We start from the raw sequence: 26,840 nt of genomic DNA on the forward strand, positions 1-26,840 counted from the left end.
GTTCCGGCCGACGGCCGCTGCGCACCGTCGCCCCTCGCGCCGGTGCCGGCGGCCGCGTGCCCGGCGGTGACCGGCGTCGCGGGCCCGTGCGAGCGGGAGCTCACTCGCCCACGGACACGTACCGCTGGACCGTGCCGTCCTCGTCCACGTCCTCGTCGTCCTTGGCGTCCTCGGGGTCGAGGTTCAGCTCCACGCCGGCGGCGTGCAGCGTCTGCCGTATGCGCTCCTGGACGGGCTCGCCGATGTAGTGGTGGTGCAGGTCGAGCGACTTCAGGTGGGTGAGGGGCTGGCCGGTCAGGAGGGCGACCGCGCCGTCGTCGCTCAGGGTCCCCATGGACAGGTCGAGCGACTCCAGGCGGGCCACGACCGGTGCGGAGGCGACGGCCGCAGCGATCTCGTCCTGGATCTCGCTGTTGCGCAGGGCCAGGTGACGCAGGCTCGGCAGCCGGGTGCCGGACAGGATCGGTTCCAGGTCGGACACCTCGCTGTCGGCGCCGTACCAGGACGTGCCCAGCCACAGGTCGAGGTGGACCAGTGCGGGCAGTTCGCAGGCGCCGATGCCGCGCACGACGGCGACGGGCAGGCCGCCGGTCTGCACCACCAGTTTGCGCAGCTTGTCGTGACGCGGCGCCGAGAAGCCCAGTCCCTCTCCCCCGCGCACGCCCAGCTCCTCCAGGTCCGGGAAGCCTTCGAGCAGTCCGGCGACCTCGGTCTGGTGGATCCAGGAGATCTCGCACTCCTCGAAGTGCATGTCGCCGAGGAACAGCGCCCGCAGCGCCGGGAACCGGTCGCGGGCGGCGAGCAGGGCCTCGACGACGCCGGAACAGCTCGTGTCGTAGGCCTCCTCCCACGCGCCGACGACGATCGCGCGCACCCGGGTGGTGTCCACCGTCTCGCAGAACCGGGCGAAGGCCGCGTCCCACTGGTCGTCCGAATCGCCGTACACATCACCGGTGATCCGCCAGGCGACCTCGTCCGCCTCGGGCAGGGTGTCCCCCTTCGCGTCAGGCCCGGGGAAGGTGAAGGCGCGGAGGCCGTACAGCTCCTGCAGGTGGTCGACGGTGCTCACGGGCTGCTCCTGACGTGCGGCGGTCGGGCGGAGAGTGCGGCCGCGTTGCGGCGCGTACGGCAGTTCTACCAACCGCCACTGACAACGGGTCGGGGCGGGGCGGCGGACGGGGGCCGTTGTCAGTGGCGGCCCGTACGGTCGGTCACGACGCCGGGGCACGGTGCGCCCGGCGGGAGGGGAGAGCCGTGTACCGGCAGGGAGACGTCCTGATCGTGTCCGTCACGGAGGAGGCCGTCCCGGCCCATGTGACGCACGCGCCGCGGGAACCGCGTGACGCACGGGGTCGCCTGGTGCTCGCCCTGGGCGAGGTGACCGGTCACGCCCACGCGGTCGTCGGACCGGGCGAACTCATACGTGAGCCGGGTCCGTTCGGTCCACTGCTGCTCCATCTGCCGCAGGGCGGGCGGGTGGTGCACGAGGAGCACGCGGCGATCACGCTGCCCCGGGGATGGTTCCGCGTGATCCGGCAGCGGGAGTACGTGCCGGGGTCGGTTCGGCTCGTGGCGGACTGACCGCGTGCTGTGTCCCGGACCGGACGGCGCTCGGGGTGAAACGCCAGGGGCGCGCGGTACGGCGCGTGCGGTGTGGCGCGGCGCGCGAAGTGGGGTGCCGGAAGCCGGGGGCGGATGGGCAGCCGGTGCGCTGATGCGCGGGCCGGTGACGAGCAAGGGGCCGTGTGCGGGCTGGTGACGGGCAAGGCGCCCCGGGCCGCGTGCGGGCTAGTGGACGGGCGGGGCGGCCGGGCCGTGTGCCGGCCGGTGGACGGAAGTCGGAGTGTGGACAGGGTGGGAGAGACGAGCGTGACGAGTGACGAGGTCCAGCGGTGGCGGTCCCGCGCCGCGGCGGCCGTACCCGCGGACCGTGCGGCGGCGGAGGCCGGCGTACGCCTCGCGTACCGGCGGGCGGGGCTGGCGGAGCCCGAGCGTGTGGTGTGGGCCGATTCGCCGCGCGCGGCCGTGGCGCTGATACGGACCGCGACGGACCTGGGCCGCGCCGTGCGCGAACAGGTGCGCAGCGCGCCGTGGGCCGCCGAACGCCGCAGGCTGCACGAGGAGCTGGGCGCCGAGGGCTGGTCGGCACGCTGGGCGGCCACCGGAGGACGTCTGTGGGACACCACGGCCGCGCTCGTCGACCGGGTCGGACAGGGCGTGCTCGACGAACTGGCGGCGGGTGACAGGAAGGCCAGGACGGAGATCCGGCTGATCCTGCTCGACGCGGTGCTCGGTCAGCACGACGCACCGTGGCTCGCCGCCTTCGACGCGGACCGGGCGCCGCTGGACGGACTGGCCGGGGTGTGCCGCAGCGCGGGCTGGTGGTGGCCGTTCGAGAAGGCCGCGGTGGTGTGCGAGCGTCCGGTCGCGCTGCACCGCGACGAGGCGGGCCGGCTCGACTGCGGCGAGGGCCCCGCCCTGGCCTTCCCCGACGGCTTCGCCCTGTACGCCTGGCGCGGCATGCCCGTACCGGCCGCCTTCCTGGCGGAGTTGCGCACGCTGACGCCGGAGCGGATCCGCGCCGAGGAGAACGCCGAACTGCGGCGCGTCATGCTGGAGTACTACGGCTACGAACGCTACCTGGCCGACTCCGCGGCGGTGCCGGTGCACCGCGACGAGACCGGCACGCTCTGGCGCATCGACCTCGCCGGCGACGAACCGGTCGTGATGGTGGAGGTGCTCAACTCCACCCCGGAGCCGGACGGCACGCACCGCACCTACTGGCTCCGGGTACCCCCTGCCACACGCGAGGCGAAGGAGGGCGTGGCCTGGACCTTCGGGCTGAGGGCGGAGACGTACGCTCCCGTGCGGGAGACGTGAACGGCCGCCGCCCCCGAGCCGACGGTGCGTCAGCCGGGCAGCGCCCCGGAGACCGCGACCTGTTCGGTTCCGGGGCGGCGCTCAGTCGGCCGGGAGTGCCTCGCGCATCGCCTTGGCGGTGGCGGCCGGATCGTAGCCCTCGGGCACCCCCTCGACGAAGATGATGTCGCCGTCGACGTGCCGCGAGCGCAGTGGGGCGATGTCCCGGTAGGCGGGCGAGTCCCACCAGGCCCGCGCCTCGGCGATGCCCGGGAAACCGATCACGACGACATGACCGGGCCAGCTGCCCTCCTTCACCTCGTGCGCCGCCCCGTGGACGAGGAAACGTCCGCCGTAGGGCTCGAAGGTGGCGGTGATGCGCTCGATGTACTCGGCGACCTCCGGATGCGGAGCGCTCTCCTGGAGGTGAGCGATGGCGTAGGCGGTCATGGCGTCCTTCCGGTCGGCTGAGCTTTCGTCCGCCGACGATCCTGACATGCCGGGGCGATCGGGTCGATGCTTCGTCAGATCTGCCTGTCCGGTCACCCCGGTCACCCCGGTCACCGAATGTGCCGTACGACCCGGGTGGCCATGTGGATCAGATACTCCAGCGGGCCGCGCCGGAAGAGGCACTTCCACGCGGTGGCCAGGAGGACGGCGGCCCCGATGAAGCAGAGGAGGACCGGCAGCGCGCTCATCGTGTCGCTGTCGATCGCGGGCACGTACCAGACGCCGTCCAGACACCACAGGGCGACGATGTGCAGGACGTACACGGTCAGTGCCATCGTGCCGACGGCCGCGACGGGGGCGGCCGTCCGGGTGAGTCCCGGCAGCCGCTCGACGACGGTGAGGCACCCGGCCACCACGAGGACGGCGACGCCCGTGTTGCCCAGGACGGAGAAGGTCGTCTGGCTGTGCGGGGCCGCCACCAGCAGCCAGGCGACGGGCGTACGGCCGTCGGGGTCCCCGACGGTGTCGGACCACCACGCGGACGAGGCCGACCCGCCGTCCGTGGCCGCCGACACGGCCGACAGCGCGCGCGGAACGAGGTGCAGAGCCAGCCAGGAGCCCCCGTAGCCGGCCACGGCCAGCGCGCCTCCGGTGAGGGTCAGCAGGCGCCGGACGCGAGCACGGCCGAGCTCCAGCCGGGCCACCGCCATCCCGGCGACGATGAACGGCAGCCACGTGAGCACCGGATACTCGCCCGTGAACAGCAGTTCCACGAAGCCGTCCGTGCCGGTGATCCGGGCCAGCGGGTCGTGCGCGACGACGGCGTCCGCCCAGTCACCGGCCTCGGCGGATCTCCTGACCACGAACAGGACCTGTGGCATCACCAGCGCCCCCGCGGCGGCCACAACCGCGAGCGTCGCCGCCCGCAGCCGGTACAGCGGGACGACGAGCAGGAACAGCAGCCCGTAGAAGCTGAGGATCACGTCGATGTCGGTGTCCAGGTCGGTGAGGACGTACCCGAGGGCCATGAGCAGCACGGCGCGCACCACGACCCTGGCGACCGCCTGCCGGCCGGCCCGACCGGTACGGGGCCGCGGCCGGCCGGTGATGATCACGAGCGAGAAGCCGGCGAGCACCGCAAAGAGGGCGGAGGAGCGTCCACGCGCCGCCTCCATGAGGAAGCCCACCGGTCCGCCGACGCTCACGTCGGGTCCGACGTGCGCCGCGTACATGCCGAACACGGCGAGCCCGCGGGCCAGGTCGATGCCGACCAGCCGCCCCGTCGACGACGCCGCCGTGGCGACCGGTCCGCGGCCGGCCTCGCTCACGACGGTCCGCGATTCGGCGGTCCGTGATGCGTCGGCCCGGGGCGCGGAGGCCGGGGAGACGGCGGGCTGCGATACGGAGGCCGGGGGCGCGGAGGGCTGGGGCGCTGAGGCCGGGGAGACGGCGGGCTGCGATACGGAGGCCCCGGGTCCGGCGGCGCGGGAGGCGGGGGCCTTCGGATCGGCGGCCGGTGAGCCCGCGCCGTGCGCGGCCGCCGCCGGGCGCCACATCAGGCATTCCAGGACAGATGCCACATCATGCACTCCAGGGTGGCCGCAGGACGCCTCCCGCGCCTCTGGCGGCGTTCCGGAATCCCCCTGCCGGACGGCCGGACCTGAACCGGCCGGATGGCCGGCCGGCACGGGCGACACCGGCCCCGCCTCCGCCGACCGGCACCGGCGAGGCCCGCGCCCCCTCCGCCAACCGGCGGGAAGCGCGGGTGGTCCGGCTATGCGCGGCGCCCCGCGTGGTAGGCATCGGACGGCGAGCACGCGAGGAGCGGAGCGCAGGTGATCCGGGTACTGCTGGTCGACGACGAGGCACTGGTCCGTACGGGGTTCACGCACATTCTCAACGCGTCGGACGACATCGAGGTCGTCGCGGCGATCCAGGGCGGCGAGGCCGTCCGGGCGGTGCGCGACCTGCGGCCCGACATCGTGCTGCTCGACATCCGGATGCCGGACGTGGACGGGCTGACGGTGCTGGCGGGGCTGCGCCGGCTGCCCGACCCTCCGGTGGTCGCCATGCTGACCACGTTCGACACCGACGAGTACGTGGCGACGGCTCTGCGCTCGGGCGCCGCCGGGTTCCTGCTGAAGGACACGGACCCGGCCCAGCTCCCCCACCTCGTGCGCACCCTGGCCGAGGGCGACCCGGCCCTGTCGTCCAAGGTGGCCCGCACGGTGGTCCACGGTTTCCTGGACGGCGGCACGCACGACCCGGCCGCCGTGCATCTCACCGCCCGGCTGACCGAGCGGGAGCGCGCCGTTCTCGTGCTCATGGCCGAGGGGCTCGCCAACACCGACATCGGCGCGCGCCTGCACCTGAGCACGGGCACGGTCAAGGGCCACGTCAGCGCCGTGTTCACCAAGCTGCGGGTGAGCAGCCGGGTGCAGGCGGCGGTGATCGCGGAACGGGCGGGGCTGCTGGCGTCGTCCGCCGACGAGGAGGAGCGGTGACCGCGCGCAGACCACCGGCGCCGGTGGTGGACGCGGTCCTCGTGCTGGCCGCGCTGGCGGACGCCTGGGTCCACGTCGACATCGAGCTCGTGCCGGCCTCCGTGTGCGCGCTGCTCGGCTCGTTCGCGCTCGCGCTGCGCCGCCGGCTGCCGCTGACGACCTTCCTGCTCACGCTTCCCAGCGCACTGATCACGGACGCGTCGTTCGCCCCCATGGCCGCTCTGTACACGCTCTCCTCGCTGAGCCGTCACCGTCTGCTGCTGGCGGCCTGCGCCCTCGCCTTCGCGGCCAGTGACTTCCTGCCGTGGCCGTGGTCGTCGTTGCGGCCCCGTGAACTCACGCAGGCCCATGGTCTGTTCGACCTGAGCTACACGCTGGGCACCGGGGCCGCTCCGGTGTTCCTCGGCCAGTTGGTCCAGGCCCGGCGCGAACTGTCGCTGCGGCTCACCGAGATCACCGAGGCCCGCGAGCACGAACGGCTGCTGACCGCCCAGAGCGTCCTGGCCAAGGAGCGGGCCCAGCTGGCCCGGGAGATGCACGACGTGGTCTCCCACCAGGTCAGCCTCATCGCCGTACAGGCCGGGGCGTTGCAGGTGGCCGGGCGGGACGCCGAGACCCGGCAGGCGGCGGCCACGATCCGTCGGCTGAGTGTGCAGACCCTGGACGAGCTGCGGCACATGGTCAGCGTGCTGCGCGCCTCCGGCAGCCGCCCCACGGAGCTCACCCCGCAGCCCTCCCTCTCCGACCTGCACCGGCTCATCCATGTCAGCGGCATCGAGGCCCGGCTGGAGACCGAACTGCCCGAGGACCTGCCGCCCGCGGTGCAGCGCGCCGTCTACCGCACCGTCCAGGAAGCCCTGACCAACGTCCGCAAGCACTCCCCCGGCGCCACGGCGACCGTCCGCATCCGGCACGTGGACGGCAGCCTGCGCACCACGGTCACCAACACCGCGGCGACCCGGCTCGCGCTCGCCCTGCCCAGCGCGCACCACGGCCTGGCGGGCCTGCGCCAGCGCGCCGAGCTTCTCGGCGGCACCGTCTCCTGCGGTCCCACGTCCGACGGCGGGTACGAGCTCCGCCTCGAACTGCCGGTCGAACACGCGCGCTGAGCGGCACGGATCCCGCGGGCCTCCCCGCGGCTCCTTCCCGATGCCGGTGGCGGACCGCCCTCCGGTGCCCGATGCTGGTGGGGCTGGGCTGCCGGGCGTACGGCGGCTCCGGCCCATGCATGCCGTGCACCAGGAGGGGTCATGGACCACATCGCCGCGCAGGACGCCACGGACAAGCACGCGGTCGACACCGAGCCGCAGTACATCGACACGCCGCTGACCACGGCTGCCGCCTTCCTGGTGCTGGTGATCAACGAGGGCGACGAGGCGATGTCCACCGCCCGCTCGGTGGTCGCCGCGACGGACGACCTCATCAAGGATCTCCTCGTCCGGGACAGCAGCGGCACGTTCACCTGCAACGCCGCGATCTCGCACCATGCCTGGGGACCGCTGACCGGGAAGCCGCTGCCCCGGGAGCTCAAGCCGTTCCAGGAGATCAGGGGCGCCGAGCACACCGCCGTCTCCACTCCCGGCGACCTGCTCTACCACATCAGGGCGGGCTCGACGGATCTGATCGTCGAGTTCGAGAAGATCCTGCTCGACGCCTTCGGGAGTTCCGTGACCGCGGTGGACGACACCGCAGGCTTCCGCTACTTCGACGGGCGCGACCTGCTCGAATTCGCCGACGGCACGGCGAACCCGAACGGCCTCCATCTGCCGGAGTCCACCCTGGTGGGCGACGAGGACCCGCAATACGCGGGCGGGAGTTACGTCGTCATCCAGAAGTACCTGCACGATCTGGCGGCCTGGCAGGCGCAGACCACCGAGACGCAGGAGGCCATCATCGGCCGCACCAAGTTCGACAACGTCGAGCTGCCGGACGCGACCGAGGGCCAGAAGTCGCACAAGACGCTGTGCACCATCAAGGACGCCGAGGGTGAGCACGACATCCTGCGCGACAACATGCCGTTCGCCACCCCGGGCCGCAACGAGTACGGCACGTACTTCATCGGCTACTCCCGGCACCTGTGGGTGACCGAGAAGATGCTGGAGCGGATGTTCATCGGGGATCCGCCCCCGCTGCACGACCGGATCCTCGACTACTCCAGGGCCGTCACCGGCGTCACGTTCTTCGCGCCGCCCCGCCAGTTCCTCGCCGACCTGGACGGCTGAGCCGCGAGCGAGGTCTCGGTGTGCGACACCGCGCTCGGTCCGCCTGCGGTGCCGAGAGGCAGCGCGCTCGGTCCGCCTGCGATGCCGGCGGTCGTACCCATGGCGCGAACCGCTGTCCCGGGGCCCCGGCGTGACGCGTTCCGTGCTGCGGCTAGCGTGATCTCCGCACACCGGACCGAACTCTGGAGAACCCCGTGCCCGTACCTCTCGGCGAGGACGTCGTGGCGCTGCTGCGCCGCCCCAGCACCTGCTACATCGCCACGACCATGCCGGACGGCTCGCCCCAGCTCACGCAGACCTGGGTGGACACCGACGGCGAGCACGTCCTGATCAACAGCGTCGAGTCCCACCAGAAGACGCGGAACATCGCGCGCGATCCCCGGGTGGCCGTGGCGGTCTCCGACCCCGCGGATCCGTCCTCCTACGTCCAGATCCGCGGACGCGTGGTGAGCGTGACCACCGAGGGCGCTGTCGATCACATCGAGGCGCTGTCGAAGAAGTACCTCGGCGGTCCCTACCCCTGGTTCGGCGGACGCGACCAGGTCCGGGTCGTCTACGTGATCGAGCCCGAGCGGATCACCAGCCCCCGCGGCTGACCCGCTCCCCTCATCGGCCCGGCACCCGGCACCGTGCGCCCTGCGCACGTGGAGGGCGAAACGCCGGCGGCTAGTGGACGAAGTGGCCGCAGAGCCAGTTGCCGGGCTCGCGCGGGTCGTCGCTGATCCAGAACTGGCGCCACAGCTGGGCGAATTCGTCACGGCTGAGGCGCCCGTCGCCGTTGAGGTCGAGCAGTGGGAAGACGCCGGTCGTGTCCACGGGCCGGCCGTTCCAGGTCTCGACGAGCCTACGGTGTTCCTCCGGGGAGATCCAGCCGTCGCCGTCCGCGTCCACGGCGTCGAAGACCGTGTCGGCCGTCGCGGTCACGTGAGCGGTCATGGCGGGCAACCGGTCGACGACCGAGAGCAGTTCACCCATGTCGACCGTACCGTCCCCCTGGGCGTCGCCCGCTTCCAGAAGCGTCGCCCACCAGGCCATCAGGAGCGTCTCCACCCGGGCGCGCAGCTCCGTGCCGGGACCGACGCGCTCGAGCCGGCTCCAGCGGGACACGAGCGCCCGGAAGTCCTCCTCACGCAGACAGCCGTCACCGTCCGCGTCGAACGCGGCGAACATCCCCTTGAGCTTGCTCTCCTGGAACGCGCTGGCCATGAGCGGCCCTCCCTCGACCTCGACGCCGAACCGAACCACGAACCACCGACGGCCGCGCACGAGTCGGCGGTCAATCAGAAACGATAGGCCGGAAACCGCCGTCCCTCCCACGAGCACATCTGCGCGAACCTTCACCCCTGACCATGGCGGACGGGCCGTCATGAGCCGGCCGGCACCGGGGTCCGGACGCGTCGCAGGGAACCGGTCCCGGCCGGACGCGCCTGTTCCCACCGCTTTTTGAACCGAGGGTTCACCGGGGATCCGCCAGGAGTTCATCCCCGACCGACAGGTTCTGCGGTGTGACTTCACGACCCTTCTCCCGCAGACGCACCCGGATCGCCCTCGCGATCGGTGCCACCGTGGCCGTGGTGGGCGCCGGCACGGTCGCGGCACAGGCCGGCGGCCGGCCCACCTCGCCGGACCACGGCTTCCGCACGGCCGCCGACACCTTCTCCGGTCACGGCACGGTGACCGGCGACGTCCTGCGCAACGACCACGGCGCCACCGCCGTGGTACGGCACACCGCGCCCTCCGACGGCAAGGTGACCGTCCACCCGGACGGCACGTTCTCGTACACGCCGAGCCCCGGTTTCAAGGGCACCGACACCTTCACGTACACGGCGACCGACGCGGTACGGCTGTTCGGGGACAGCCTGCCGGGCGGGGCGCCCGTTCCACCGCTCGCCCAGGTCGCCGGGCCGGGCGGGACCACCACGAAGATCTCCGGTGAGGGCTTCGGCTCCTCGCTCGCCCCGGTACCGGGCCGGCCGGGCCGCTTCTACGGCCTCACCGACCGCGGCCCCAACGCGGACGCGCCGGACGGCGACAAGTCCGAGATGCTCCTCGGCTTCACGCCGTCGATCGGCGAGTTCAGGCTCGTCGGCGGCCGGGCGGAGCTCGTCAGGAAGGTCACACTGAAGGGGCCGAAGAGCCTCGGCGGGGTGCCGTACAGCGGCCGTCCCCCGCACGACACGAGCGAGACGATCGACGACGTCGCGGCCACGAACGCGAACGGCGGCACGCCGGTCCCCGTGGCCCGGGACCCGTACGGGTACGACTCGGAGGGCCTGGTGGCGCTGCGGGACGGCAGCTTCTGGGTGTCGGACGAGTACGGGCCTTACGTGACGCACTTCGACGCACACGGCTACGAGCTGGGCCGGCTGACGCCGTACAGGGACAGCCAGGACAACGCGTCCCACAGGATCGTCGGGTATCTGCCTCCCGAACTCGCCGACCGGGCGAAGAACAAGGGGATGGAAGGCCTGACGGTCACGCCGGACGGCTCGTCCCTGGTGGGTGTCATGCAGGCCGCGCTGCAACGGCCGGATCTCGGCACCACCAAGGCCTCGAACGTCGCGGCGACACGGATCGTGACGATCGACCTGCGCACGTTCAAGTCCCGCCAGTATCTCTACCTGTTGGACAACCCGGCGAGCACGGGCGACGCGAGCAGCGAGATCACCGCGCTGTCGGACACGAGGTTCCTCGTCGACGAACGGGACGGCGGCTTCGAGCCGTTCGCCCGCAAGACGCTGTACGAGGTCGACACCGACGGCGCCACCGACGTGAGCGGTCTGACGATCGGCGGCAGGTCGCCCGAGGCGTTCGTCGGGACGGCCGGGACCAACGCGGCGCTCACCGCGCTCACCGGTGCCGGTGTCCACGTCGCGCAGAAGCAGCCGTATCTCGACGTCGGCACGCTGGTGAGCCAACTCGACCCCGGCGGGGCGTTCTTCGGGCACGACAAGGTCGAGGGCGTCGCCACCACGGACGGCGGCAGGACGCTCTACCTGTCCAACGACGACGACTTCGGCATCGACACGATCGCCGTCGACCCGGACGGGAAGTGGACCGTGCACCAGAAGGTGCTGCCCTCCACGGGCCAGGCGGACGGGGGCGAGATCCTCCAGGTGGACACGGCGAGGCTTCCCGCGGTCCTCAAGACGGTCACGGTGACCGTCCACGTCCGCTGACGCACCGCACCAGCCGACGGGCCCGTCCACGAGAGCGGACGGGCCCGACAGCTTTGCGGCCTAAGCGTTCTTGCGGCCGACGCCCGCGTAGACCCAGTACTCCGACGGGTTGTCCGGGAGCTGTTCGTCGGGGTCCGGACGCCACAGCGGGACGTGGACCAGGCCCGGCTCCACGAGGTCGAAGCCGGTGAAGAGCCCGAGGATCTCGTCATGGGAGCGTGCCGTGACCGGGGAGGTGGCGCGGGAGCGGTACAGCTGCCCCACCGCCGCGGCCGTGTCGGGGCGGTCCTGGTTCGTGGCGTGGGACATCGCCAGCCAGCTGCCCTCGGGGAGCGCGTCCCGGAAGGCCGCCACGATGCCGGCCGGGTTCTCGTCCGGCGCGACGAAGTGCATGATCGTGATCATCAGTACGGCGACGGGCTCACCGAAGTCGATCAGCTTGCGCAGCTGGGGTGAGTCGAGGACGTCGGCCGGCCTGCGGATGTCGGCGTCGACGATGTCCGCGTCGGGGTTCCCGGCGAGCAGGGACGCGCTGTGCGCCACGGCCACGGGGTCGTTGTCGACGTACACCACCTTGGCGCCCGGGCTCGCGGCCTGCGCCACCTCATGGACGTTGCCCTGGGTGGGGATGCCGGAGCCGAGGTCGATGAACTGGCGTATCCCGGCGTCGACCAGGAACCGTACCGCCCGCCCGAGGAAGTCGCGGTTGGCCCGGGCCAGGACGCGCACCTGGGGATCGATGGCGGTGAAGGCCGCCACCGCCTCCCGGTCCATGGCGAAATTGTGCTGTCCGCCGAGCATGGCGTCGTACATCCGGGCGACACTCGCCTTGTCGGCTTCCATCCCGGGAACTGGACCTGCACCGTCGCGCACCTCTGTGTCCTTCCAGTAATGGATCTTGACGATTCATCATATAATTCCGTGACGATGCGTGGTGCCCCGTTCTTCCGCCGCGCGGCCGGCCCCCACCCGGAAAGGCACGACCCTGCGGAACGACCCGCGCAGCCGTATCGACGATCCGCCCGCCGTCCGGCCGCCATCGCACCGGTCCCTCTTCTCCCCCGCCGCCGACGCCCTCGGCTCGGTGCTCGATCTGCGGCTGACGGGCAGCCAGCTCGTGCACGCCCTGACGCCCGGTTTCGCCGACGCGGCGTCGGTCCATCTGCTGGAACGCTGGCGCCGCGGGGAGAACGCGCACAGCAGCCCGGACCCCGCGCGGATCGAGGCGCACCGGCTGGCCCTGCGGGTGGGTACGGACGCCCGGGAGGACTGGGAGGGCGTGCTGCCGGTCGGCGAGGTGCTGGTCTTCCCGCGCGAGACGCCGTACGCGCGGGCCCTCGCCTCCGGGCAGACGCAGCTGCTCGACTCCCTCGACGCGCACACCTCCCAGCGGCTCATGTCCTCAGAAGGCGGCCACGCGCGGATCCATGAGCTGCTGCGGGTGACGTCGTTCCTGGTCGTGCCGCTAAGGGTGCGGGACCTGACGATCGGCTTCGTCACCTGCACGCGCGGACCGGACAGAGCGCCGTTCCTGCCGGCCGAGACCACGGCGGTGGAAGCCCTGACCGCGCGGGCCTCCGGCGCCCTGGACAACGCGCGCCGGTACGAGCACGAGCGGCGCACCACCCTGGCCATCCGCGACAGCCTGCCGTCGGGTGCGCTGAGGGAGTTCGAGGGCTGCCGCGTGGCCCACGGCTCGCTGGCCGCCGGGCAGGACACCGTCATCGGCGGCGACTGGTACGACGTGCTGCCGCGGCCGGACGGCCGGGTCGGCCTGATCGTCGGCGACGCCATGGGCCACGGCCCGGAATCCGCCGTCGCCATGCTGCAACTGCGCACCGCGACCCGCGTGCTGGCGGAACTGGACCTGCCCGCGGTGGAGCTGGTGCGACGGCTCGACGCGCTCGCCTGCGGCACGCCGGGCGCCTCCTTCGCCACCTGTGTCTATGTCGAATGGGCCGCGCAGCAGCGCACCTGCACTGTGGTCAGCGCGGGTCACCCTCCCCCGCTGCTGCGCGGCCCCGACGGCAGGACGGCCCCGGTCCCCCTGGCCGAGGCGGGCCTGCCTCTGGGGCTCGGCACGGGTCACTACGAGGCGACCGTGTTCCCCGTGCTCGAGCCGGCTCTGTTGGTGCTCTACAGCGACGGTCTGGTCGAGTCCCGGGACGCGGACATCGACCATCAGATCGCCCGTCTCGCCGGCGCCCTGGACACGGCCGTCACCGGGTCCGGGGCGGTGGACGGCGGCGAGGCGCTGCCCGCGCTGTGCCAGCGGCTGCTGCACGACGGCCCCTCCGCGCCGAGCGGGGCGGACGACCGCACCCTCCTGATCGCCGAGCTGATCCCGGCGAAGGACTGACCGCCCGCGCCCCCGGGGCCGGTCCCCGCTGCCCGTGTCCATACGCGGGCCGTCAGGCCGTCAGGGTCGCCCACACCGCGTTGCCGCCGGTGAGCCTCGACCGGTCGACGCCCCAGGACTCGGCGAGATGCTCGACGAGCAGCAGTCCCCGGCCGCCCTCGTCGTCGGGTCCGGGCTCGCACCGGGACAGTCCGAGGCCCGAGTAGTCGTGGTCGTGCACCTCGATACGCAGGCGTCCGGGGGCGACGAGTCCCATGCCGCACAGGATCCGCACGCTGGGTGTGTGCAGGACGGCGTTGGTGGCGAGTTCGGACACCAGCAGCACGGCGTCCGCGCACTGCTCGCCGGACAGCCCCCACTCGCCCAGCCGGGTCCTGGCCAGGCGGCGGGCGACTCTGATGCTGAGGCGGTAGGAGGGCAGTTCGATCCAGTGCGCCTGGTCGGGATCGGTGATGTCCAGCAGCTCGGGACAGGTGGTCGTGTGGGGGGACACGGTGGTTGCCTTCCGTGAGGCGGACACTGTCGGGCGGGAGCCGGGACGAGACAACTCCCCCTGGAACATGCACGGTTGATCGCGACCGTGGTGCGGGTCACTGAAATAACTATGCGCGCATCCCGGTTCAGCCTGCAACCGACTCCCTGATAATTTCAGCGAGTCGGTTTCGGTCTGGCTGGATCACCAAGTCCCTGACAGAATTACGTTGTTGACAGTCCCTCAGGAGGTAGGGCGTGGCCGAAGGCCGTTCGAACGCGGGCAGCACCAGTGCGCCCACCGTGCTGCGCATGGTCCTGGGCCGGAGGCTGCAGGAACGGCGTCAGGAAGCGGGCGTGTCACTGGACGACGCGGCACGGGCGCTTCGGGTCACGTCCCTGACCATCCGCCGGCTGGAGAAGGCGGAGGTCGCGCTCAAGCCGCTCTACGTGGAGAAACTCCTCGAGACCTACGGGGCCGACCGGCAGGAGCGGGACGAGTTCGTCGCCTTCGCCGAGCGGGCCAATGAACCGGGCTGGTGGCACACCTACCGCGATGTGGTGCCCTCCTGGTTCAGCGCGTACGTGAGCCTGGAGACCGGTGCCCGGACTCTGCGCACCTACGAGCCGCACTACGTCACGGGGCTGCTGCAGACCGACGGCTACGCCCGCGCGGTGCTCGGCGGCGGCTTCCCCAACGACAGCGACGAGGAGCTCGGGCGCCGCGTGGACCTGCGGCTGCGCCGTCAGGCACTGCTGGAGAAGCCCGACGCGCCCACGCTGTGGGTGGTGCTGGAGGAGGCCGTCCTGCACCGGGTCGTCGGCACCGCCGAGGTGATGCGGGAACAGATCGAACGGCTCCTGGAGGTGTCCGAACTGGAGAACATCAGCGTGGACGTCGTCCCGTTCACCGCCGGCGCGCACGTGGGCGCCTGCGCCCCCTTCACCTATTTCCGCTTCGCGGAGCCCGAACTCCCGGACGTCGTCTACAGCGAGATCCTCTCCGGCGCGATGTACCTGGACCAGCGTTCCGAGGTCGTCGCACATCTCGAGGCGCACAACCGCATGTCCCTGCTGACCTCTGACGCGCACAGCAGGGCGCTCCTGAACCGCATGCGCAAGGAGTACTCATGACCATCATCGACGGCGGTGTCTACCGCGTCTACAACGGCATGCCCGCGTCGGACCTCGGTGACCAGGGCTGGGAGTCTCCCTGGAGCGGCCCCAACGGAGGCCAGTGCGTGCAGACGAAGCAGCTCGCCGACGGCCGGGTCGCGCTGCGGCAGTCGACCGATCCCGCCGGCCCCGCACTGATCTACACCCCTGAGGAGATCACCGCGTTCGTCGCCGGAGTCAAGCAGGGCATGGCCGACCATCTGACCACCGGCTGACCCCGCCTCCCCCGCCCTCACCGAAGAGAGACAGGATGACCGACTCACTCGCGCCGCGGGACATCGACACCAGCAGGCCCCATTCCGCCCGCATGTACGACTACTACCTGGGCGGCAAGGACCACTTCACGGTGGACCGGCACGCCGCGGAGGCCGCGGCGTCCGCCTACCCGGGCATCTTCGTCTGCGCCCGCGAGAACCGCGCCTTCATGCACCGCGCCACCCGGGTCCTCGCCAGGGAGCACGGCATCCGGCAGTGGCTCGACATCGGCACCGGCATACCCACCGAGCCGAACCTGCACCAGGTGGCCCAGTCCGTGGTCGCCGACGCGCGGGTGGTGTACGCCGACAACGACCCGCTCGTCCTCAAGTACGCCGAGCGCCTGATGCGCGGCACGGCGGAGGGGCGCACCATCTACGTCGAGGCGGACGTCAACGACCCGCAGAGGTTGCTGGACTCCCCCGAGGTGGCCGAGGTGCTGGACCTCGGCCGGCCGGTGGCGCTCTCCCTCAACGCCCTGATGCACTTCGTGCCGGACTCCCACGACCCGTACGGCATCGTCGGCCGCCTCCTGGACGCGCTGCCCTCGGGCAGTGCGCTCGCCCTGAGCCACTGCACGCCCGACTTCGACCCGCCCACCTGGCGGAAGCTCACCGACATCTACACCGACGCCGGCACCCCGGTGCAGTTCCGCTCGCGCGCCGACGTGACCCGCTTCTTCGACGGACTCGAACTGCTCGACCCTGGCGTCTCCGTCGGCCATCGCTGGCGCCCGGACACCGAACCGGTCACCACCGACGCGGAGGTCAGCCTGTGGACCGGGGTGGGCATCAAGCCGTGACGCGGACGGGGCGAGGGCGTTCGCGCCCATAGGGGTTCAGCCGAGCGGGTCCGCCAGGTCCCAGCCGTCCAGCAGCAGCCGGTCGACGGCGTCGAGCGCGGCGGCCAGGCGCGTGGGGCGGTCGCCGCGCAGTTCGCGCCAGGCGGCTCCGGAGGCGGTGAGGACGTCGCGGAAGCGGCCGGTCATCCAGGGGCGCAGGTGTTCCCCGTCGCGCAGGCCGTCGTCGTCGAACGGTACGTCCTCGTCCGAGGTGAGCAGATACAGGGCACGCGGCGGCATGGCCGCGGCCGCCTCGTGGACGGGGCCGGTGGCACGGCCCCGGTAGCGTTCCTGCCACACGGTGGTGGCGAGTGCGTCGGTGTCGCACACGAGCACCGGTCCACCGGTGCGGGCCGCGTGCTGCTCGCTCCGGTTCTGCCGGTGTGCGACCAGTTCGAAGTCGGTGTCGTGCCAGTCCAGATCGGCGACGGTAGGCAGTGGCCCGGCGGGGCCGGCGACCGCGCGGGCGGCGGCGAGCTTGGCGACGGTCAGTTCGCGGCCGTACTCGGGCACCCAGCGGGTGAGGGCGTGCGGGCCGCCGCGGGCGCGCAGGGCGGTGGCGAGGTCGCGGGAGAGCGTGGTCGTACCGGTGGACTCCGCGCCGAGGACGACGACCCGCCGGGCGAGCCAGGCGCGCACCGGCGGCTCGATCTCCTCCCAGTGGCCGACGGGGTCGGCCCGGACCTCGGTGCCGGAGACGGCGAAGGTCGTACGGCCGAGGTCCAGCAGGACCGGTGCGGCGTCGAAGCGGCGGGCGAGTTCGGTGCCGTAGGGCTCGGAGCTGAAGACCGCGTCGACGCCGGGGGCGGGCGGGGCGGCGGCGAGGGCCTCGCGCATCAGGGCGACGTGCCCCTCCCAGGCGGTTTCGCTCCCGTAGTCCACCGGCAGGTCGTCGACGATGCCGACGACGGCGACGTGGGGCTCGTCGGCCCAGTGCTCGCCGATCCAGGCGACGCGTTCGGCGAGCGGTATCGACTCCTTGCGGGACGCCATGACGACGACGGTGACGCGCGCGCAGGCGTCCGCGGCGGAGCGGATCAGGAAGTGGTGGCCGGAATGGGGCGGATAGAACTTGCCGATGACCAGACCATGGGCGAAGGAAGGTCTCATGCGGTCACCGTCCGGTCCGGGAGGGCCTCTCCGTCGGAAGTCCCGGCTGCGGCCGACGCCATGTCACGCCGCCAGGACCGCCATCCGGCCAGGCACATCGCCAGGAACAGCGTGTAGACGACGGCGGTGAGGTTCAGCGCCTTGACGAAGTAGAGGGGGATGTAGACGAGGTCGGCGGCGATCCAGAACCACCAGTTCTCGATCCGCTTCGCGTTGAGCAGCCACTGCGCGGCCAGCGACAGCGCCGTGGTGAGCGCGTCCCAGAAGGGCGCGACGTCGTGGGCGCGGGTCAGCAGTACCGTCAGTCCCCAGGTCGCGAGGACCACCGCCCCCGCCAGGACGAGCAGCGAGGTCCTGGACGCGTGGCCCATGCCCAGGCGTGAGCGCCGCTCCCCGCCGCGCAGCCACATCAGCCAGCCGTAGCCGGCGAGCACCAGGTAGACGATCTGGAGCGCGGCGTCCGCGTAGAGGCGGGCGCTCCAGAACAGCACGAGGAAGAAGAGGTTGTTGGCGATGCCCACGGGGAAGTTCCACACGCTGGCCCTGACGCACAGCCACACGCATACGGCCCCCGTGCCGAAGCCGAGCAGCTCGGACCAGGTGACGGCGTCCTGGCCGGCCTGGAACAACTGGTGGTTCAGTGGCGCGACCAAGGCGCCGAGATCGTCCGAGACGGACATGCCGTCCTCCCCTCCCATTAACGTCTGAGTGACGATAACGGGAGGGGGTCAGCGACGCAAGGGCCTTCTCACCTGCGGTGGACACTGACGGCGTAACCGCCGCCGTCGTACGGCTCCGCGTCCCAGGTGGCGAAACGGTCGACGAGGGTGAGGCCGGCCTCGGCGCAGCACGCGTCGTACTCCGGCAGGCCGATGCCGGGCGGCACCGGCAGATGGGCCCGGTCCAGGCCGAAGCCGGCGACGAGCAGCCCGCCCGGCCGCAGCACCGCCGCAAGCCCCCGGACCGCCTGAGCCTCCGTGCCGGCGGTGAGCAAGGGAAACACGTTCCCCGCGACGACCACCAGATCGAAATCAGCGGCGATGCCGAGCGTGGCCGGATCGAACTCGGTCAGATCCGCCTGGAACCAGGGGAGTTCCGGCGCGTCCCGCCGCGCCACCGCCAGCATCGACGCGTCGAGATCCACGCCGACGCAGTCGTACCCCAGCTCCGCGAGCCGGATCATGACCCGCCCGGTACCGCACCCGGCGTCGAGCACCCGCGCCCCGGGAGGTACGAGCGCGGCACAGAGACTCGCCTCACCGTGCATGTCCTTGCCGGTCTCGGCCAGCGCCGCGAACCGCGCGGCATAGGCATGCCCGGACGTCCCTCCGGTCAGCTCTTCCCAACGGTTCATGGCCTCAGCATAGATCGCCGACGTCACGCCCCCTCGGCCCGGGATCCGGCCACCGCCAGCCGGCGTCCGGCGTCCGGCGTCCGGCGTCCGGCGTCCGGCGTCCGGCGTCCGGCGTCCGGCGTCCGGCGTCCGGCGTCCGGCGTCCGGCGTCCGGCAGGGTCCATGACACAGATCGGTACGGGGAGCCAGCCGTCTCCGGAGCACCCCGGACGTAACCCGGACGGCCGCGCCACTCGCCCGACTGCCTGTGACCGGTGTGACGTGTGCGGCGTCGGGCAGCAGCATGAGGCACGGGGCGGAAACCCGGTGCCGCGGCGAGTGCGCACGTGGCGGCGCCGGCGGCGAAGGGAGCGGTACGTGAGCGGTGCGATGTCCGAGGGAGAGCGGCGTCCTCCCGGAACCGGTACGCAGGTCTCGCCCAGGGTGTCGGAACTGCCGCTACAGGTCCGCGAGGAACTGACCCGCAGGCTCCGCCGCAACCGGGGGGCCTTCGACAAGGGCGACGTCGAGGTCGTGGAGTCGCCCCTGCTCAAGCGTGCCGTGGGCGCCTCGGCGCTCGGCAACTGCATGGAATGGTTCGACTTCGGCGTCTACAGCTACCTCGCCGCCACCATCGGCAAGGTGTTCTTCCCGGGCGCCTCCCCGGGGGCCCAGGTCATCTCCTCCTTCGCGACCTTCGCCGCCGCCTTCGTCGTACGGCCGCTCGGCGGCCTGGTCTTCGGACCGCTCGGCGACCGGCTCGGACGGCAGAAGGTGCTGGCCACCACCATGATCATGATGGCGATCGGCACCTTCGCCATCGGCGTCATCCCCACGTACGCCACGATCGGCATCGCGGCGCCCGTCCTGCTCCTGCTGGCCCGCATGGTGCAGGGCTTCTCGACGGGAGGGGAGTACGGCGGCGCGACCACGTTCGTCGCCGAGTACTCACCGGACCGCCGCCGCGGCTTCCTGTCGAGCTGGCTCGACTTCGGCACCTTCGTCGGTTACGCGCTGGGCTCCGCGCTGGTCACGGGGCTCAACCTCTGGCTCAACGACGCGCAGATGCTCTCCTGGGGCTGGCGCATCCCGTTCCTGGTCGCCGGACCGCTCGGGGTCATCGGCCTCTACATGCGGCTCAAGCTGGAGGAGTCCCCGGCCTTCCAGCAGCAGTTGGACGAGCACGAGAAGAGCCTCGCGCAGGAGTCGGCGGGCAGCGAGTTCAAGGACATCATCCAGCGGCACTGGAAGGCCCTGCTGATCTGCATGGGCCTGGTGCTGCTCTACAACGTCACGAACTACATGGTCACGGGCTATCTGCCGACCTACCAGACCGAGACGCTGAAACGTTCCAGCAGTTCGGCCGACGTCCTCGTGCTGATCGGCATGATCTGGATCGTCATCCTCATCACCTTCCTGGGCCGCCTCAGCGACCGCGTCGGCAGGCGGCCGCTGTACGGCTACTCGGCCGCGGCGATGATCGTGCTGGCGATCCCCTCGTTCCTGCTGATCAAAGCGCAGGGCACCTGGCCGCCGGTCCTCGGCGTGCTGATCCTCTCCACGCTGCTGGCCTGTTTCGCGGCCCCGAGCGCGGCCACCCTGCCCGCGCTCTTCCCGACAGCCGTGCGGTACGCGGCCATGGGCATCGGCTTCAACTTCGCCGTCGCGGCCTTCGGTGGTACGACCCCTCTGGTCACCGCCGCCCTCGTGGACGCCACGGGCGACGACCTGATGCCGGCCTACTACCTGATGCTCGCCGGCGTCATCGGCCTCGTGACCGTCAGATTCCTCCCCGAGACGGCCCAGGTCCCGCTCAGCGGATCCCGCCCGATGGTCGGCTCCCGCGAGGAACGCCGCGAGCTGATCACCACGTCGAAGGAGCTGTACGCCCTGGCCGAGGACCAGACGGGCACGGGGCACGGCTGACACCCCGACGACTGCGGCAGGGTGGCCGGCATGTTCCAGCACCCGGTGGAGCCCGCCCCGCCCCGCGTGGCGCGGGCGGGGTTTCCTCATACAGGGCGCAACCCCATCAGGTCGGCCGAATACCTCCCGGCAGTCTCATTCTCTGCCCGCCACGATCACCGGCGATGCAAAAGACCCTTCACCAGACCGAGTTCATCTCTCTAGAGTTCGAACACGTAGCATTCATATGACTATTGACGTCGAGGAACTCGGAAAAAGTGAAGACGAACAAGGCAACTAATAAGGCTTCTTGGAAGTCTCTGTCCCGGTATCGGCTCATCGGGCTGGCCACCGCGGGTGTGCTGACGACGAGTGCGCTGGCCCTGACGCCGGCGACCGCTCAGGCACGGACCGCCGCACCGGCGGGACCGGGCGCGCTGCAGCACGCTTTCGCGGCGGCCGCCGCGAAGTACCACGTGCCCGCCGAGGTGCTGCTCGCCGTGGCGTACCAGGAGTCGGGGTGGGACGCCCACTCCGGCGAGATGAGCACCAGCGGCGGCTACGGCCCGATGCACCTCACGGATGTCACCCCCGCCGTGCTGGCGAGCGGCCCCGCCGGTGCGGCGGGCCGGGGGGACCTGGCCACGCTCACGAAGGACCCCGCTCTGCACACGCTGCGGGCGGCTGCGAAGCTCACCGGCCTGTCCCCCGCCCAGTTGCGCAGGGACCCCGCCGCCAACATCGCGGGCGGCGCGGCGGTGCTCGCCTCCTACCAGCGGGCGATCCACGCGGCCCGGCCGTCCGACGCCGGCCAGTGGTACGGGGCGGTGGCCCGCTACAGCGGTTCGTCGCAGAAGCGCAGCGCCACGGCGTTCGCCGACCGGGTCTACTCCGTCATCAGGACCGGTACCGCGCGTACCACGCAGGACGGCCAGCGGGTGTCGGTGAACGCCGACCGCGGTGTCCGGCCGGCCACGACGCAGCTGAGCCGGCTCTCGCTGACGGGCGCCGCGGCGGCCACCCCGTCCACCGAGTGCCCGGCGGAGGTCGCGTGCACGTTCGTGGCGGCGGCCTCGTCCAACGGCCAGGTCTCCAACCGGCCCGCCAACGGCATCCGGATCGACACCATCGTCATCCATGACACGGAGTCGTCGTACCAGTCCGCCATCAGCAGCTTCCAGACCGCGGGCGGTTCCGCCGCGCACTACGTCATGCGGGCCTCGGACGGCGCGGTGACGCAGATGGTGCCGACGAAGGACGTCGCGTACCACGCCGGCAACTACTCGACGAACCTGCACTCCATAGGCATCGAGCACGAGGGTTACGCCGCGCACGGCGGCACCTGGTACACCGAGGCGCAGTACGAGGCCACGGCGTCTCTGGTGCGCTACCTCTCCGACCGCTTCGGCATACCGCTGGACCGTGAGCACATCATCGGCCACGACAACGTCGCCGGGCCGAACTCCAGCCTCGTCGCGGGCATGCACTGGGACCCGGGCACGTCCTGGGACTGGGAGCACTTCATGAGCCTGCTCGACGCTCCGGTGACGGGTGAGCACGGGGTCGCGCCGATCGGTTCCGCGGTGACGATCACCCCCGGGTTCGCCGAGAACCAGCAGACCGTGCAGATATGCCCCAGCGACGACCCGACCGGCGCCACTCCCGCCTGCACCAGGGTCCAGCAGGCCTCCGACTTCGTGTTCCTGCGTACGGCTCCCAGCGACACCGCCCCGCTCTTCGGTGACCAGTCCATCCACCAGGGCGGCTCGGGCACCGACCGGATCAGCGACTGGGGCTCCACCGCCCAGGCGGGACAGCAGTTCGTGGTGGCCGACACCGACGGCGACTGGACGGCGATCTGGTACAGCGGCGCGAAGGTCTGGTTCTACAACCCGGGCGGCGCCAACACCACCCCCGCACACGACGTGACGCTGGTGTCCCCGGCGGGCACCTCGCCGGTGGCCGTCTACGGCTCCAGCTACCCCGACCGTTCGGAGTACCCGACCGGACTGTCCCCCTCGACGCAGGCGCCGATCAGCTGGTACACGGTGCCGACCGGCCAGGCCTACGTCGCCACCCGGCCGCCGTTCCACACCGACGACTACTTCACCTCCGGGGCGGTCGTCACCGGCGCCAGGCAGATGTACACCATCCAGTACAACCACCGCGTCGCCCTGGTCTACTCGGCGGACGTCACCGCGAGCGCGGAGTGATCCCAGGGGCACCGACCCGTTCGTGACTCCGCAACGCAGCGAGAGGGCCTCCGACACCCGTCGGAGGCCCTCCTCCTTTCTCCCCCGGCCTGCGCACGTCCACGACGAGGTCACCGACGTGGTCATCACGAGCACGGTCGCGCCCAGCAGGATTCGCGCCGACGCCCCCTAGGCGCGCACGCAACTCGTCGGCGGAGAAACGGCGTTCTTGCGGGCGTCCGCTTTGTCGGTCATGGTCGACCTGATGCACACCGAACCGACACTCACGGACCCGGGCGAGCCGAGCGGGGTCGCCGCCATGCTCATCAACGACGGGGGCCAGTATCTGCTGCACCTGCGTGACACCACGCCCGGCATCGACGACCCGGGCGTGTTCAGCTTCGTCCGCGGCGGCCGGGACGAACAGGAGACCTGCCGGGAAGCCATGGTCCGTGAACTCGACGAAGAGGTCCGGATCGCCGTCTCCGACCTGCGGCCGTACACGGTCATCCCCGGCCACGGGCCGGACGGAGCGGTGCTGGGCTTCATCCAGATCTTCATCGGCACGTGGAACGGTGACGCCCGCACACTCCCGATCGGTGAAGGCGTCCTGTGCCATTGGGCCGACGGAGACGACATCGGCCGCCTGCCGATGTGCCCGTGGACCACCGACGTCATCGCCTCGCACCGCGCCGGCGTCCGGGCGGCGGACGGCCGGCCCGCCGCCGACTCACCGGTCCGGGAGCCACGCTCATGACCAGCGACGAGGGGCGGCCCGTTCCGGTCCCGCCCCACGAATACGCCCGCACCCTCCCGCACTTGACGGCCTACGCGTGCTTCTACGTCCGCGACGAACACGACCACCCGACTGGTGAAGAGGCAGTGTTCCGACCCTGCACTGTTCCTGCCAGCGTGCGCTGTTCCTTGCGTTCAGGTCCTCCGCCGCTGCGGCCACGGGTAACCAAGCTGTCTGGCGTACTCCGGAGATCCGCCGCAGACCTCGGCTGTCTGACGCGGGTCGCCCGCCACGAGTTGCTCAGCAAGTCTCTCGGCCTGAATTTCGGGGTCACCATGGGAGACGTCAAGCACCATCCGGAACTGCAGCCATGGGCGGTCTTCCCCGATGGCCGAGCGGCCCGGATGGAAGAGGAAGAGGTTGATCTGGTCGGGTTCCCAAAGCCAGGCGGACACACTGCCGAGTTCACATTCCCATCGTGCAAGCCAGCCGGCGCGCTCTCTGAGGTTCAGCTCCAACAGCCGTGCAACGGTGCGTGCTGGCCACTCCCAGCTGCGGTCCGCAACGGCTCGCTCTACCTCTGTCTGGTACTCCCGAGCGTCGAACCAGAACTCAGGCAGGTCAACGTTGTCCTCGTCGGGGTTGCGCCACGCGCTCCAGATCACGTGGTCGCCGTCACGCCGGATGGTCACATAGAGAGCGCCGCAGCACCCCTCGGTGCACGTGGCCTCGGCCAGCCGCACCTCGCGCGGCTCAGGACCAGCCGTCAGAGGGCCGTCCGGCAGCAAGAGGTACTTGGGATCTTCGCCCGGCCCTTCTGTGAACACCTCAGCCAAGATGTCCTCACTGTCGACCAGCGGTCGGACCTCCACGCTTGCACCCCTCTGCGGAAGATCAGGAACGACAACATGGAGGGTGAGGCGACACGCCTTGGCAGTCATCGAACGATTGTCCAGCCTGCTGCCTCAAGGTGTCGCACGATTTCTACGGATGGTCCCGTTGACCGGCCTTTCAAGATTCCTTCGGACGTCTGCCTCATGCACAGCACGGCGCAGCGTTTGACGTGTCCAGTTGAACGGTGCCGCCGGGCCGGCCGCGCCGGGTGCCTATGCTTCGCCCTCGCGGGTCAGGTCTCATTGCTCTGGCAGCCCGGCATCGCGGGCCGCCAGGTATGCGGCCCAGCTGGTGCTCGCCAAGTGGCCCCAGCGGGTCGCGGTGGCGGCGGTGATGCCGAAGAGGTCGCTCACGACGACTGGGGGCAGTTCGGTGACCGCCTCGATCATGGCGGTGTTCCGTGCGCTGAGAATCGGCAGGTGGTGGGCGCGCATCAGGGTCAGGACCGACGTTGCGGTGCGTGGTCTGCTCGGTGGGCGGCCGGGGAAGAGGAACGTGCGGTTGGACGCTGGGGCGAGGATGTCGCTGAGTCGCGGCGCGGCTATCTGTTGCTCCACCAGGGCGGCCAGGGTCGGAGGCAGCAGCACGGGGTGTGCGGCGAAGGTGAAGTAGGAGCGGCCGTCGTGGGTGCTGTAGCGGTCGATGGTGAAGGTGACGATGCGGGAGACCTGCTGCGCGTACAGCCGAACGAACGCGCCGATGATGCGGACCTCCAGCGGGAGTGTGTCGTCGCTCAGGCATCGGCGCAGCTGGTCGAGTTGCTGCTCCTCGGTCAGGAAGTGGGAGGGCCGGCTCCCGGGCTTCTTCGGTGCGGTGAGCCCGGGGGCGGTCAGCCGTCGGGCGATCGCCCAGCGCACGAACGGGCCGAGGGTGCGGCGCTTGGGCGGATGGGTGGCCAGGAAGAGGTCCAGGTCGTGTTGGGTCGCGGTGCGCAGGGTCCGTTCCTGGGCGTCGAGCCAGGTCAGGTAGAGGATGGCTGCCTTGATGTCGAGGCGGTCGGCGTGTGCGGCACCGGCGCTGTAGTGGCCGCGGGATGCGCGTCGGCGGGCATCACGGATGATCTGCCATTCGGCGAAGGGTTTGATCACCTGGGCATGGTGCGGGGCCAGTTGGCTGGTGGTGCGGGCGAGCCAGGAGGTCAGGCTGGCCAGGTTCTCGTTCCTCCAGGGAAGTGCGCCGGTGGAGACGAGGACGGCGCGGACTCGGTGCACGGCTCCGCTGGGCGGAAGCGCGTCGAGGGTGTGGTGGCTGATCTCGTGTCCCAGTGCGGCAAGTTGGGCCAGGAGGCGCCCGCCTCGCGCCCGCGTCCAGGCGAGGACCGACCAGGGGTCTTCTGCATTGCCGAGGGCTTCGGCCAGCGGCTGCAGCTGCTCGGGGACGGTGCCGTCGGGGCCGGAGAGGAGGTGGGTGACGCGGTCGCGGGCAACGCACCGGCTGCAGCACTTGTCGGTGTAGATGTCGCCGGGGTAACCGCAGCGGCGACATCGAAAGTCGATGGAGTCCACGCCGGAGCAGGGGCCGCACTGGTCAGTTCCGTCGGGCGAACGACCAGCCATGATGCGGGTGGTTCCGCAGGTCCCGCACGGTCTCGGGTGCCGGCGGCGGTGTTGGTGGCAGGCTCCGCACAAGGGGCCGACGGGGTAGGTGGCTTCGACGGGACGGTCGCGGCCGCAGTCGGCGCACAGCGCTCGGCGGCGGGGCCGGCAGGCATGGCAGCGGAACGTCGCTCCCCGGCCGTAGCCCGGTCGGTGCCGCCCGCACAGGTGGCACCACCCGACGTGGGCCTGCTTGTAGCAGTCGGGACAGAGGTCGCTCTCGCCGTTGAGACTCCGCGCATGCACGGGGCGGACCTTCCCGCAGCGGCCGCAGGTCCGCCGTGGGGCCTGACGGACGGCGTAGCAGGGGCGGCACACCGCGCCGAGCCCTCGTTGGACCCTGGCTCTCCTCGAGACCCGACCGCAGTACACGCAGGTCCGCTCCGGTCTCGGCGCACATCGCTCGCACAGGACGGACCCGTCATCGCGGCGCGTGTGCACGGGGCGGGTGCGACCGCAGTCAGCGCACGTCTCCCATCTGCTGGTGTCCCCCATGTAGCAGCGACGGCACACGGCGTCGCGGGTGACGATGCGTTGAACACGGCCGCAGCGCGAGCACTCCTTGAGCCGGGCCTTTGCCGCGCACGTCGGACAGCATCGTCCGTCCGCGGAGTTGACCCGCAGCAGGACATCGGTCCGACCGCAGACCGCGCACCCCAGGTGCGTGATCTGGTCCCCGTACCCGGCAGCGTCCAGCACGCGAAGGAGCCGCAGCAACGCGATGGGGGCCTGAGGAGAAGGAGACGTCAGGGCTTGAGG

The 26,840-nt window shown here is 71.4% G+C and carries 25 protein-coding genes; 14 read left to right on the top strand and 11 right to left on the bottom strand.

Annotated features, from left to right (window positions below):
* Window positions 1–100: 100 nt before the first annotated feature.
* Window positions 101–1,069, bottom strand: a complete 969-nt coding sequence (locus ACIPRD_RS12495) for an STM4015 family protein (protein ID WP_401562523.1) — start codon at window positions 1,067–1,069, stop codon at window positions 101–103.
* A gap of 185 nt (window positions 1,070–1,254) precedes the next feature.
* On the opposite strand from ACIPRD_RS12495, the gene ACIPRD_RS12500 reads away from it, so the two are divergent.
* Together ACIPRD_RS12500 and ACIPRD_RS12505 are read left to right on the top strand one after the other, a co-directional pair.
* The gene (locus tag ACIPRD_RS12500; RefSeq protein WP_401562525.1) at window positions 1,255–1,581 is read left to right on the top strand and encodes a hypothetical protein; all 327 of its coding nucleotides are present in this window, start codon (window positions 1,255–1,257) and stop codon (window positions 1,579–1,581) included.
* A gap of 288 nt (window positions 1,582–1,869) precedes the next feature.
* Window positions 1,870–2,880: a DUF6745 domain-containing protein gene (locus ACIPRD_RS12505; protein ID WP_401562527.1), complete on the top strand. Its 1,011-nt coding sequence runs from the start codon at window positions 1,870–1,872 to the stop codon at window positions 2,878–2,880.
* A gap of 81 nt (window positions 2,881–2,961) precedes the next feature.
* Here the strand turns inward: ACIPRD_RS12505 and ACIPRD_RS12510 are convergent, their stop codons facing one another.
* Entirely contained in the window at window positions 2,962–3,309 is a 348-nt protein-coding gene (locus ACIPRD_RS12510; RefSeq protein WP_356401758.1) for a DUF1330 domain-containing protein, read from the bottom strand.
* 110 nt (window positions 3,310–3,419) lie between these two features.
* Window positions 3,420–4,637, bottom strand: coding sequence for a DUF418 domain-containing protein (locus ACIPRD_RS12515; protein WP_401562529.1), 1,218 nt, complete (start codon window positions 4,635–4,637; stop codon window positions 3,420–3,422).
* Between the two features lie 507 nt (window positions 4,638–5,144).
* On the opposite strand from ACIPRD_RS12515, the gene ACIPRD_RS12520 reads away from it, so the two are divergent.
* From ACIPRD_RS12520 to ACIPRD_RS12535, 4 genes are all read left to right on the top strand, one after another.
* Window positions 5,145–5,813, top strand: a complete 669-nt coding sequence (locus tag ACIPRD_RS12520; protein ID WP_356401754.1) for a response regulator transcription factor — start codon at window positions 5,145–5,147, stop codon at window positions 5,811–5,813.
* Window positions 5,810–6,922, top strand: coding sequence for a sensor histidine kinase (locus ACIPRD_RS12525; RefSeq protein WP_401562531.1), 1,113 nt, complete (start codon window positions 5,810–5,812; stop codon window positions 6,920–6,922). Before ACIPRD_RS12520 ends, ACIPRD_RS12525 begins: the two co-directional genes overlap by 4 nt.
* Window positions 6,923–7,063: 141 nt before the next feature.
* Window positions 7,064–8,035, top strand: coding sequence for a Dyp-type peroxidase (locus ACIPRD_RS12530; protein WP_356401749.1), 972 nt, complete (start codon window positions 7,064–7,066; stop codon window positions 8,033–8,035).
* Between the two features lie 194 nt (window positions 8,036–8,229).
* Window positions 8,230–8,631 carry a PPOX class F420-dependent oxidoreductase gene (locus ACIPRD_RS12535; RefSeq protein ID WP_356401747.1) on the top strand — a complete coding sequence of 134 codons (402 nt, stop codon included), beginning with the start codon at window positions 8,230–8,232 and terminating at the stop codon, window positions 8,629–8,631.
* A gap of 70 nt (window positions 8,632–8,701) precedes the next feature.
* On the opposite strand, the gene ACIPRD_RS12540 is transcribed toward ACIPRD_RS12535, so the two are convergent.
* Window positions 8,702–9,241: an EF-hand domain-containing protein gene (locus tag ACIPRD_RS12540; protein ID WP_401562533.1), complete on the bottom strand. Its 540-nt coding sequence runs from the start codon at window positions 9,239–9,241 to the stop codon at window positions 8,702–8,704.
* A 299-nt stretch (window positions 9,242–9,540) separates the two neighbouring features.
* Between ACIPRD_RS12540 and ACIPRD_RS12545 the strand changes: the two genes are divergently transcribed.
* Window positions 9,541–11,214, top strand: coding sequence for an esterase-like activity of phytase family protein (locus tag ACIPRD_RS12545; RefSeq protein WP_401562535.1), 1,674 nt, complete (start codon window positions 9,541–9,543; stop codon window positions 11,212–11,214).
* 60 nt (window positions 11,215–11,274) lie between these two features.
* Here ACIPRD_RS12545 and ACIPRD_RS12550 read toward each other — a convergent pair whose 3' ends face one another.
* Window positions 11,275–12,057, bottom strand: a complete 783-nt coding sequence (locus ACIPRD_RS12550) for an SAM-dependent methyltransferase (protein WP_356401741.1) — start codon at window positions 12,055–12,057, stop codon at window positions 11,275–11,277.
* An 88-nt stretch (window positions 12,058–12,145) separates the two neighbouring features.
* Between ACIPRD_RS12550 and ACIPRD_RS12555 the strand changes: the two genes are divergently transcribed.
* Window positions 12,146–13,573, top strand: coding sequence for a PP2C family protein-serine/threonine phosphatase (locus ACIPRD_RS12555; protein WP_401562537.1), 1,428 nt, complete (start codon window positions 12,146–12,148; stop codon window positions 13,571–13,573).
* Window positions 13,574–13,625: 52 nt separating this feature from the next.
* On the opposite strand, the gene ACIPRD_RS12560 is transcribed toward ACIPRD_RS12555, so the two are convergent.
* Window positions 13,626–14,066 carry an ATP-binding protein gene (locus ACIPRD_RS12560; protein ID WP_401562539.1) on the bottom strand — a complete coding sequence of 147 codons (441 nt, stop codon included), beginning with the start codon at window positions 14,064–14,066 and terminating at the stop codon, window positions 13,626–13,628.
* 236 nt (window positions 14,067–14,302) lie between these two features.
* Here ACIPRD_RS12560 and ACIPRD_RS12565 point away from each other — a divergent pair, with 236 nt between their 5' ends.
* The 3 genes from ACIPRD_RS12565 to ACIPRD_RS12575 are packed head-to-tail and all read left to right on the top strand — an operon-like array spanning window position 14,303 to window position 16,277.
* Window positions 14,303–15,178, top strand: coding sequence for a helix-turn-helix transcriptional regulator (locus ACIPRD_RS12565; RefSeq protein WP_356401735.1), 876 nt, complete (start codon window positions 14,303–14,305; stop codon window positions 15,176–15,178).
* Window positions 15,175–15,435, top strand: coding sequence for a DUF397 domain-containing protein (locus ACIPRD_RS12570; RefSeq protein WP_356401733.1), 261 nt, complete (start codon window positions 15,175–15,177; stop codon window positions 15,433–15,435). Before ACIPRD_RS12565 ends, ACIPRD_RS12570 begins: the two co-directional genes overlap by 4 nt.
* A gap of 35 nt (window positions 15,436–15,470) precedes the next feature.
* Window positions 15,471–16,277: an SAM-dependent methyltransferase gene (locus ACIPRD_RS12575; RefSeq protein ID WP_356401731.1), complete on the top strand. Its 807-nt coding sequence runs from the start codon at window positions 15,471–15,473 to the stop codon at window positions 16,275–16,277.
* A gap of 36 nt (window positions 16,278–16,313) precedes the next feature.
* Here the strand turns inward: ACIPRD_RS12575 and ACIPRD_RS12580 are convergent, their stop codons facing one another.
* From ACIPRD_RS12580 to ACIPRD_RS12590, 3 genes are all read right to left on the bottom strand, one after another.
* A complete protein-coding gene (locus ACIPRD_RS12580) occupies window positions 16,314–17,426 on the bottom strand; it encodes an AAA family ATPase (protein ID WP_401562541.1) in 1,113 nt (370 codons plus the stop codon).
* Window positions 17,423–18,106 (bottom strand): nicotinamide riboside transporter PnuC, encoded by a 684-nt coding sequence (gene pnuC / locus ACIPRD_RS12585; RefSeq protein ID WP_401562543.1) that lies wholly within the window; start codon window positions 18,104–18,106, stop codon window positions 17,423–17,425. Before pnuC ends, ACIPRD_RS12580 begins: the two co-directional genes overlap by 4 nt.
* A gap of 68 nt (window positions 18,107–18,174) precedes the next feature.
* Complete coding sequence (locus ACIPRD_RS12590) at window positions 18,175–18,780, bottom strand: class I SAM-dependent methyltransferase (RefSeq protein WP_401562545.1); 606 nt, start codon at window positions 18,778–18,780, stop codon at window positions 18,175–18,177.
* Window positions 18,781–19,149: 369 nt separating this feature from the next.
* Here ACIPRD_RS12590 and ACIPRD_RS12595 point away from each other — a divergent pair, with 369 nt between their 5' ends.
* The 3 genes from ACIPRD_RS12595 (at window position 19,150) to ACIPRD_RS12605 (ending at window position 23,613) form a co-directional block, all read left to right on the top strand.
* Window positions 19,150–20,685, top strand: a complete 1,536-nt coding sequence (locus tag ACIPRD_RS12595) for an MFS transporter (RefSeq protein ID WP_401563174.1) — start codon at window positions 19,150–19,152, stop codon at window positions 20,683–20,685.
* A gap of 257 nt (window positions 20,686–20,942) precedes the next feature.
* A complete protein-coding gene (locus ACIPRD_RS12600; protein ID WP_401562547.1) occupies window positions 20,943–22,877 on the top strand; it encodes an N-acetylmuramoyl-L-alanine amidase in 1,935 nt (644 codons plus the stop codon).
* Between the two features lie 244 nt (window positions 22,878–23,121).
* Window positions 23,122–23,613, top strand: coding sequence for an NUDIX domain-containing protein (locus ACIPRD_RS12605; protein WP_401562549.1), 492 nt, complete (start codon window positions 23,122–23,124; stop codon window positions 23,611–23,613).
* Window positions 23,614–23,786: 173 nt separating this feature from the next.
* Here the strand turns inward: ACIPRD_RS12605 and ACIPRD_RS12610 are convergent, their stop codons facing one another.
* Together ACIPRD_RS12610 and ACIPRD_RS12615 are read right to left on the bottom strand one after the other, a co-directional pair.
* Complete coding sequence (locus ACIPRD_RS12610) at window positions 23,787–24,533, bottom strand: hypothetical protein (protein ID WP_401562551.1); 747 nt, start codon at window positions 24,531–24,533, stop codon at window positions 23,787–23,789.
* Between the two features lie 192 nt (window positions 24,534–24,725).
* Window positions 24,726–26,042 carry a hypothetical protein gene (locus ACIPRD_RS12615; protein ID WP_401562553.1) on the bottom strand — a complete coding sequence of 439 codons (1,317 nt, stop codon included), beginning with the start codon at window positions 26,040–26,042 and terminating at the stop codon, window positions 24,726–24,728.
* Window positions 26,043–26,840 lie beyond the last annotated feature (798 nt).

It is taken from the genome of Streptomyces sp. NPDC090108, assembly GCF_044747185.1.
In the GTDB taxonomy this organism is placed as follows: Bacteria; Actinomycetota; Actinomycetes; order Streptomycetales; family Streptomycetaceae; genus Streptomyces.

What these genes read in the sequence shown, in the direction of transcription:
- pnuC (WP_401562543.1), bottom strand. Translation starts at nt 18,106, where the DNA reads ATGTCCGTCTCGGACGATCTCGGCGCCTTGGTCGCGCCACTGAACCAC.
- ACIPRD_RS12595 (WP_401563174.1), top strand. Translation starts at nt 19,150, where the DNA reads ATGTCCGAGGGAGAGCGGCGTCCTCCCGGAACCGGTACGCAGGTCTCG.
- ACIPRD_RS12510 (WP_356401758.1), bottom strand. Translation starts at nt 3,309, where the DNA reads ATGACCGCCTACGCCATCGCTCACCTCCAGGAGAGCGCTCCGCATCCG.
- ACIPRD_RS12590 (WP_401562545.1), bottom strand. Translation starts at nt 18,780, where the DNA reads ATGAACCGTTGGGAAGAGCTGACCGGAGGGACGTCCGGGCATGCCTAT.
- ACIPRD_RS12610 (WP_401562551.1), bottom strand. Translation starts at nt 24,533, where the DNA reads ATGACTGCCAAGGCGTGTCGCCTCACCCTCCATGTTGTCGTTCCTGAT.
- ACIPRD_RS12575 (WP_356401731.1), top strand. Translation starts at nt 15,471, where the DNA reads ATGACCGACTCACTCGCGCCGCGGGACATCGACACCAGCAGGCCCCAT.
- ACIPRD_RS12530 (WP_356401749.1), top strand. Translation starts at nt 7,064, where the DNA reads ATGGACCACATCGCCGCGCAGGACGCCACGGACAAGCACGCGGTCGAC.
- ACIPRD_RS12540 (WP_401562533.1), bottom strand. Translation starts at nt 9,241, where the DNA reads ATGGCCAGCGCGTTCCAGGAGAGCAAGCTCAAGGGGATGTTCGCCGCG.
- ACIPRD_RS12570 (WP_356401733.1), top strand. Translation starts at nt 15,175, where the DNA reads ATGACCATCATCGACGGCGGTGTCTACCGCGTCTACAACGGCATGCCC.
- ACIPRD_RS12615 (WP_401562553.1), bottom strand. Translation starts at nt 26,042, where the DNA reads ATGGCTGGTCGTTCGCCCGACGGAACTGACCAGTGCGGCCCCTGCTCC.
- ACIPRD_RS12605 (WP_401562549.1), top strand. Translation starts at nt 23,122, where the DNA reads ATGCACACCGAACCGACACTCACGGACCCGGGCGAGCCGAGCGGGGTC.
- ACIPRD_RS12580 (WP_401562541.1), bottom strand. Translation starts at nt 17,426, where the DNA reads ATGAGACCTTCCTTCGCCCATGGTCTGGTCATCGGCAAGTTCTATCCG.
- ACIPRD_RS12550 (WP_356401741.1), bottom strand. Translation starts at nt 12,057, where the DNA reads ATGGAAGCCGACAAGGCGAGTGTCGCCCGGATGTACGACGCCATGCTC.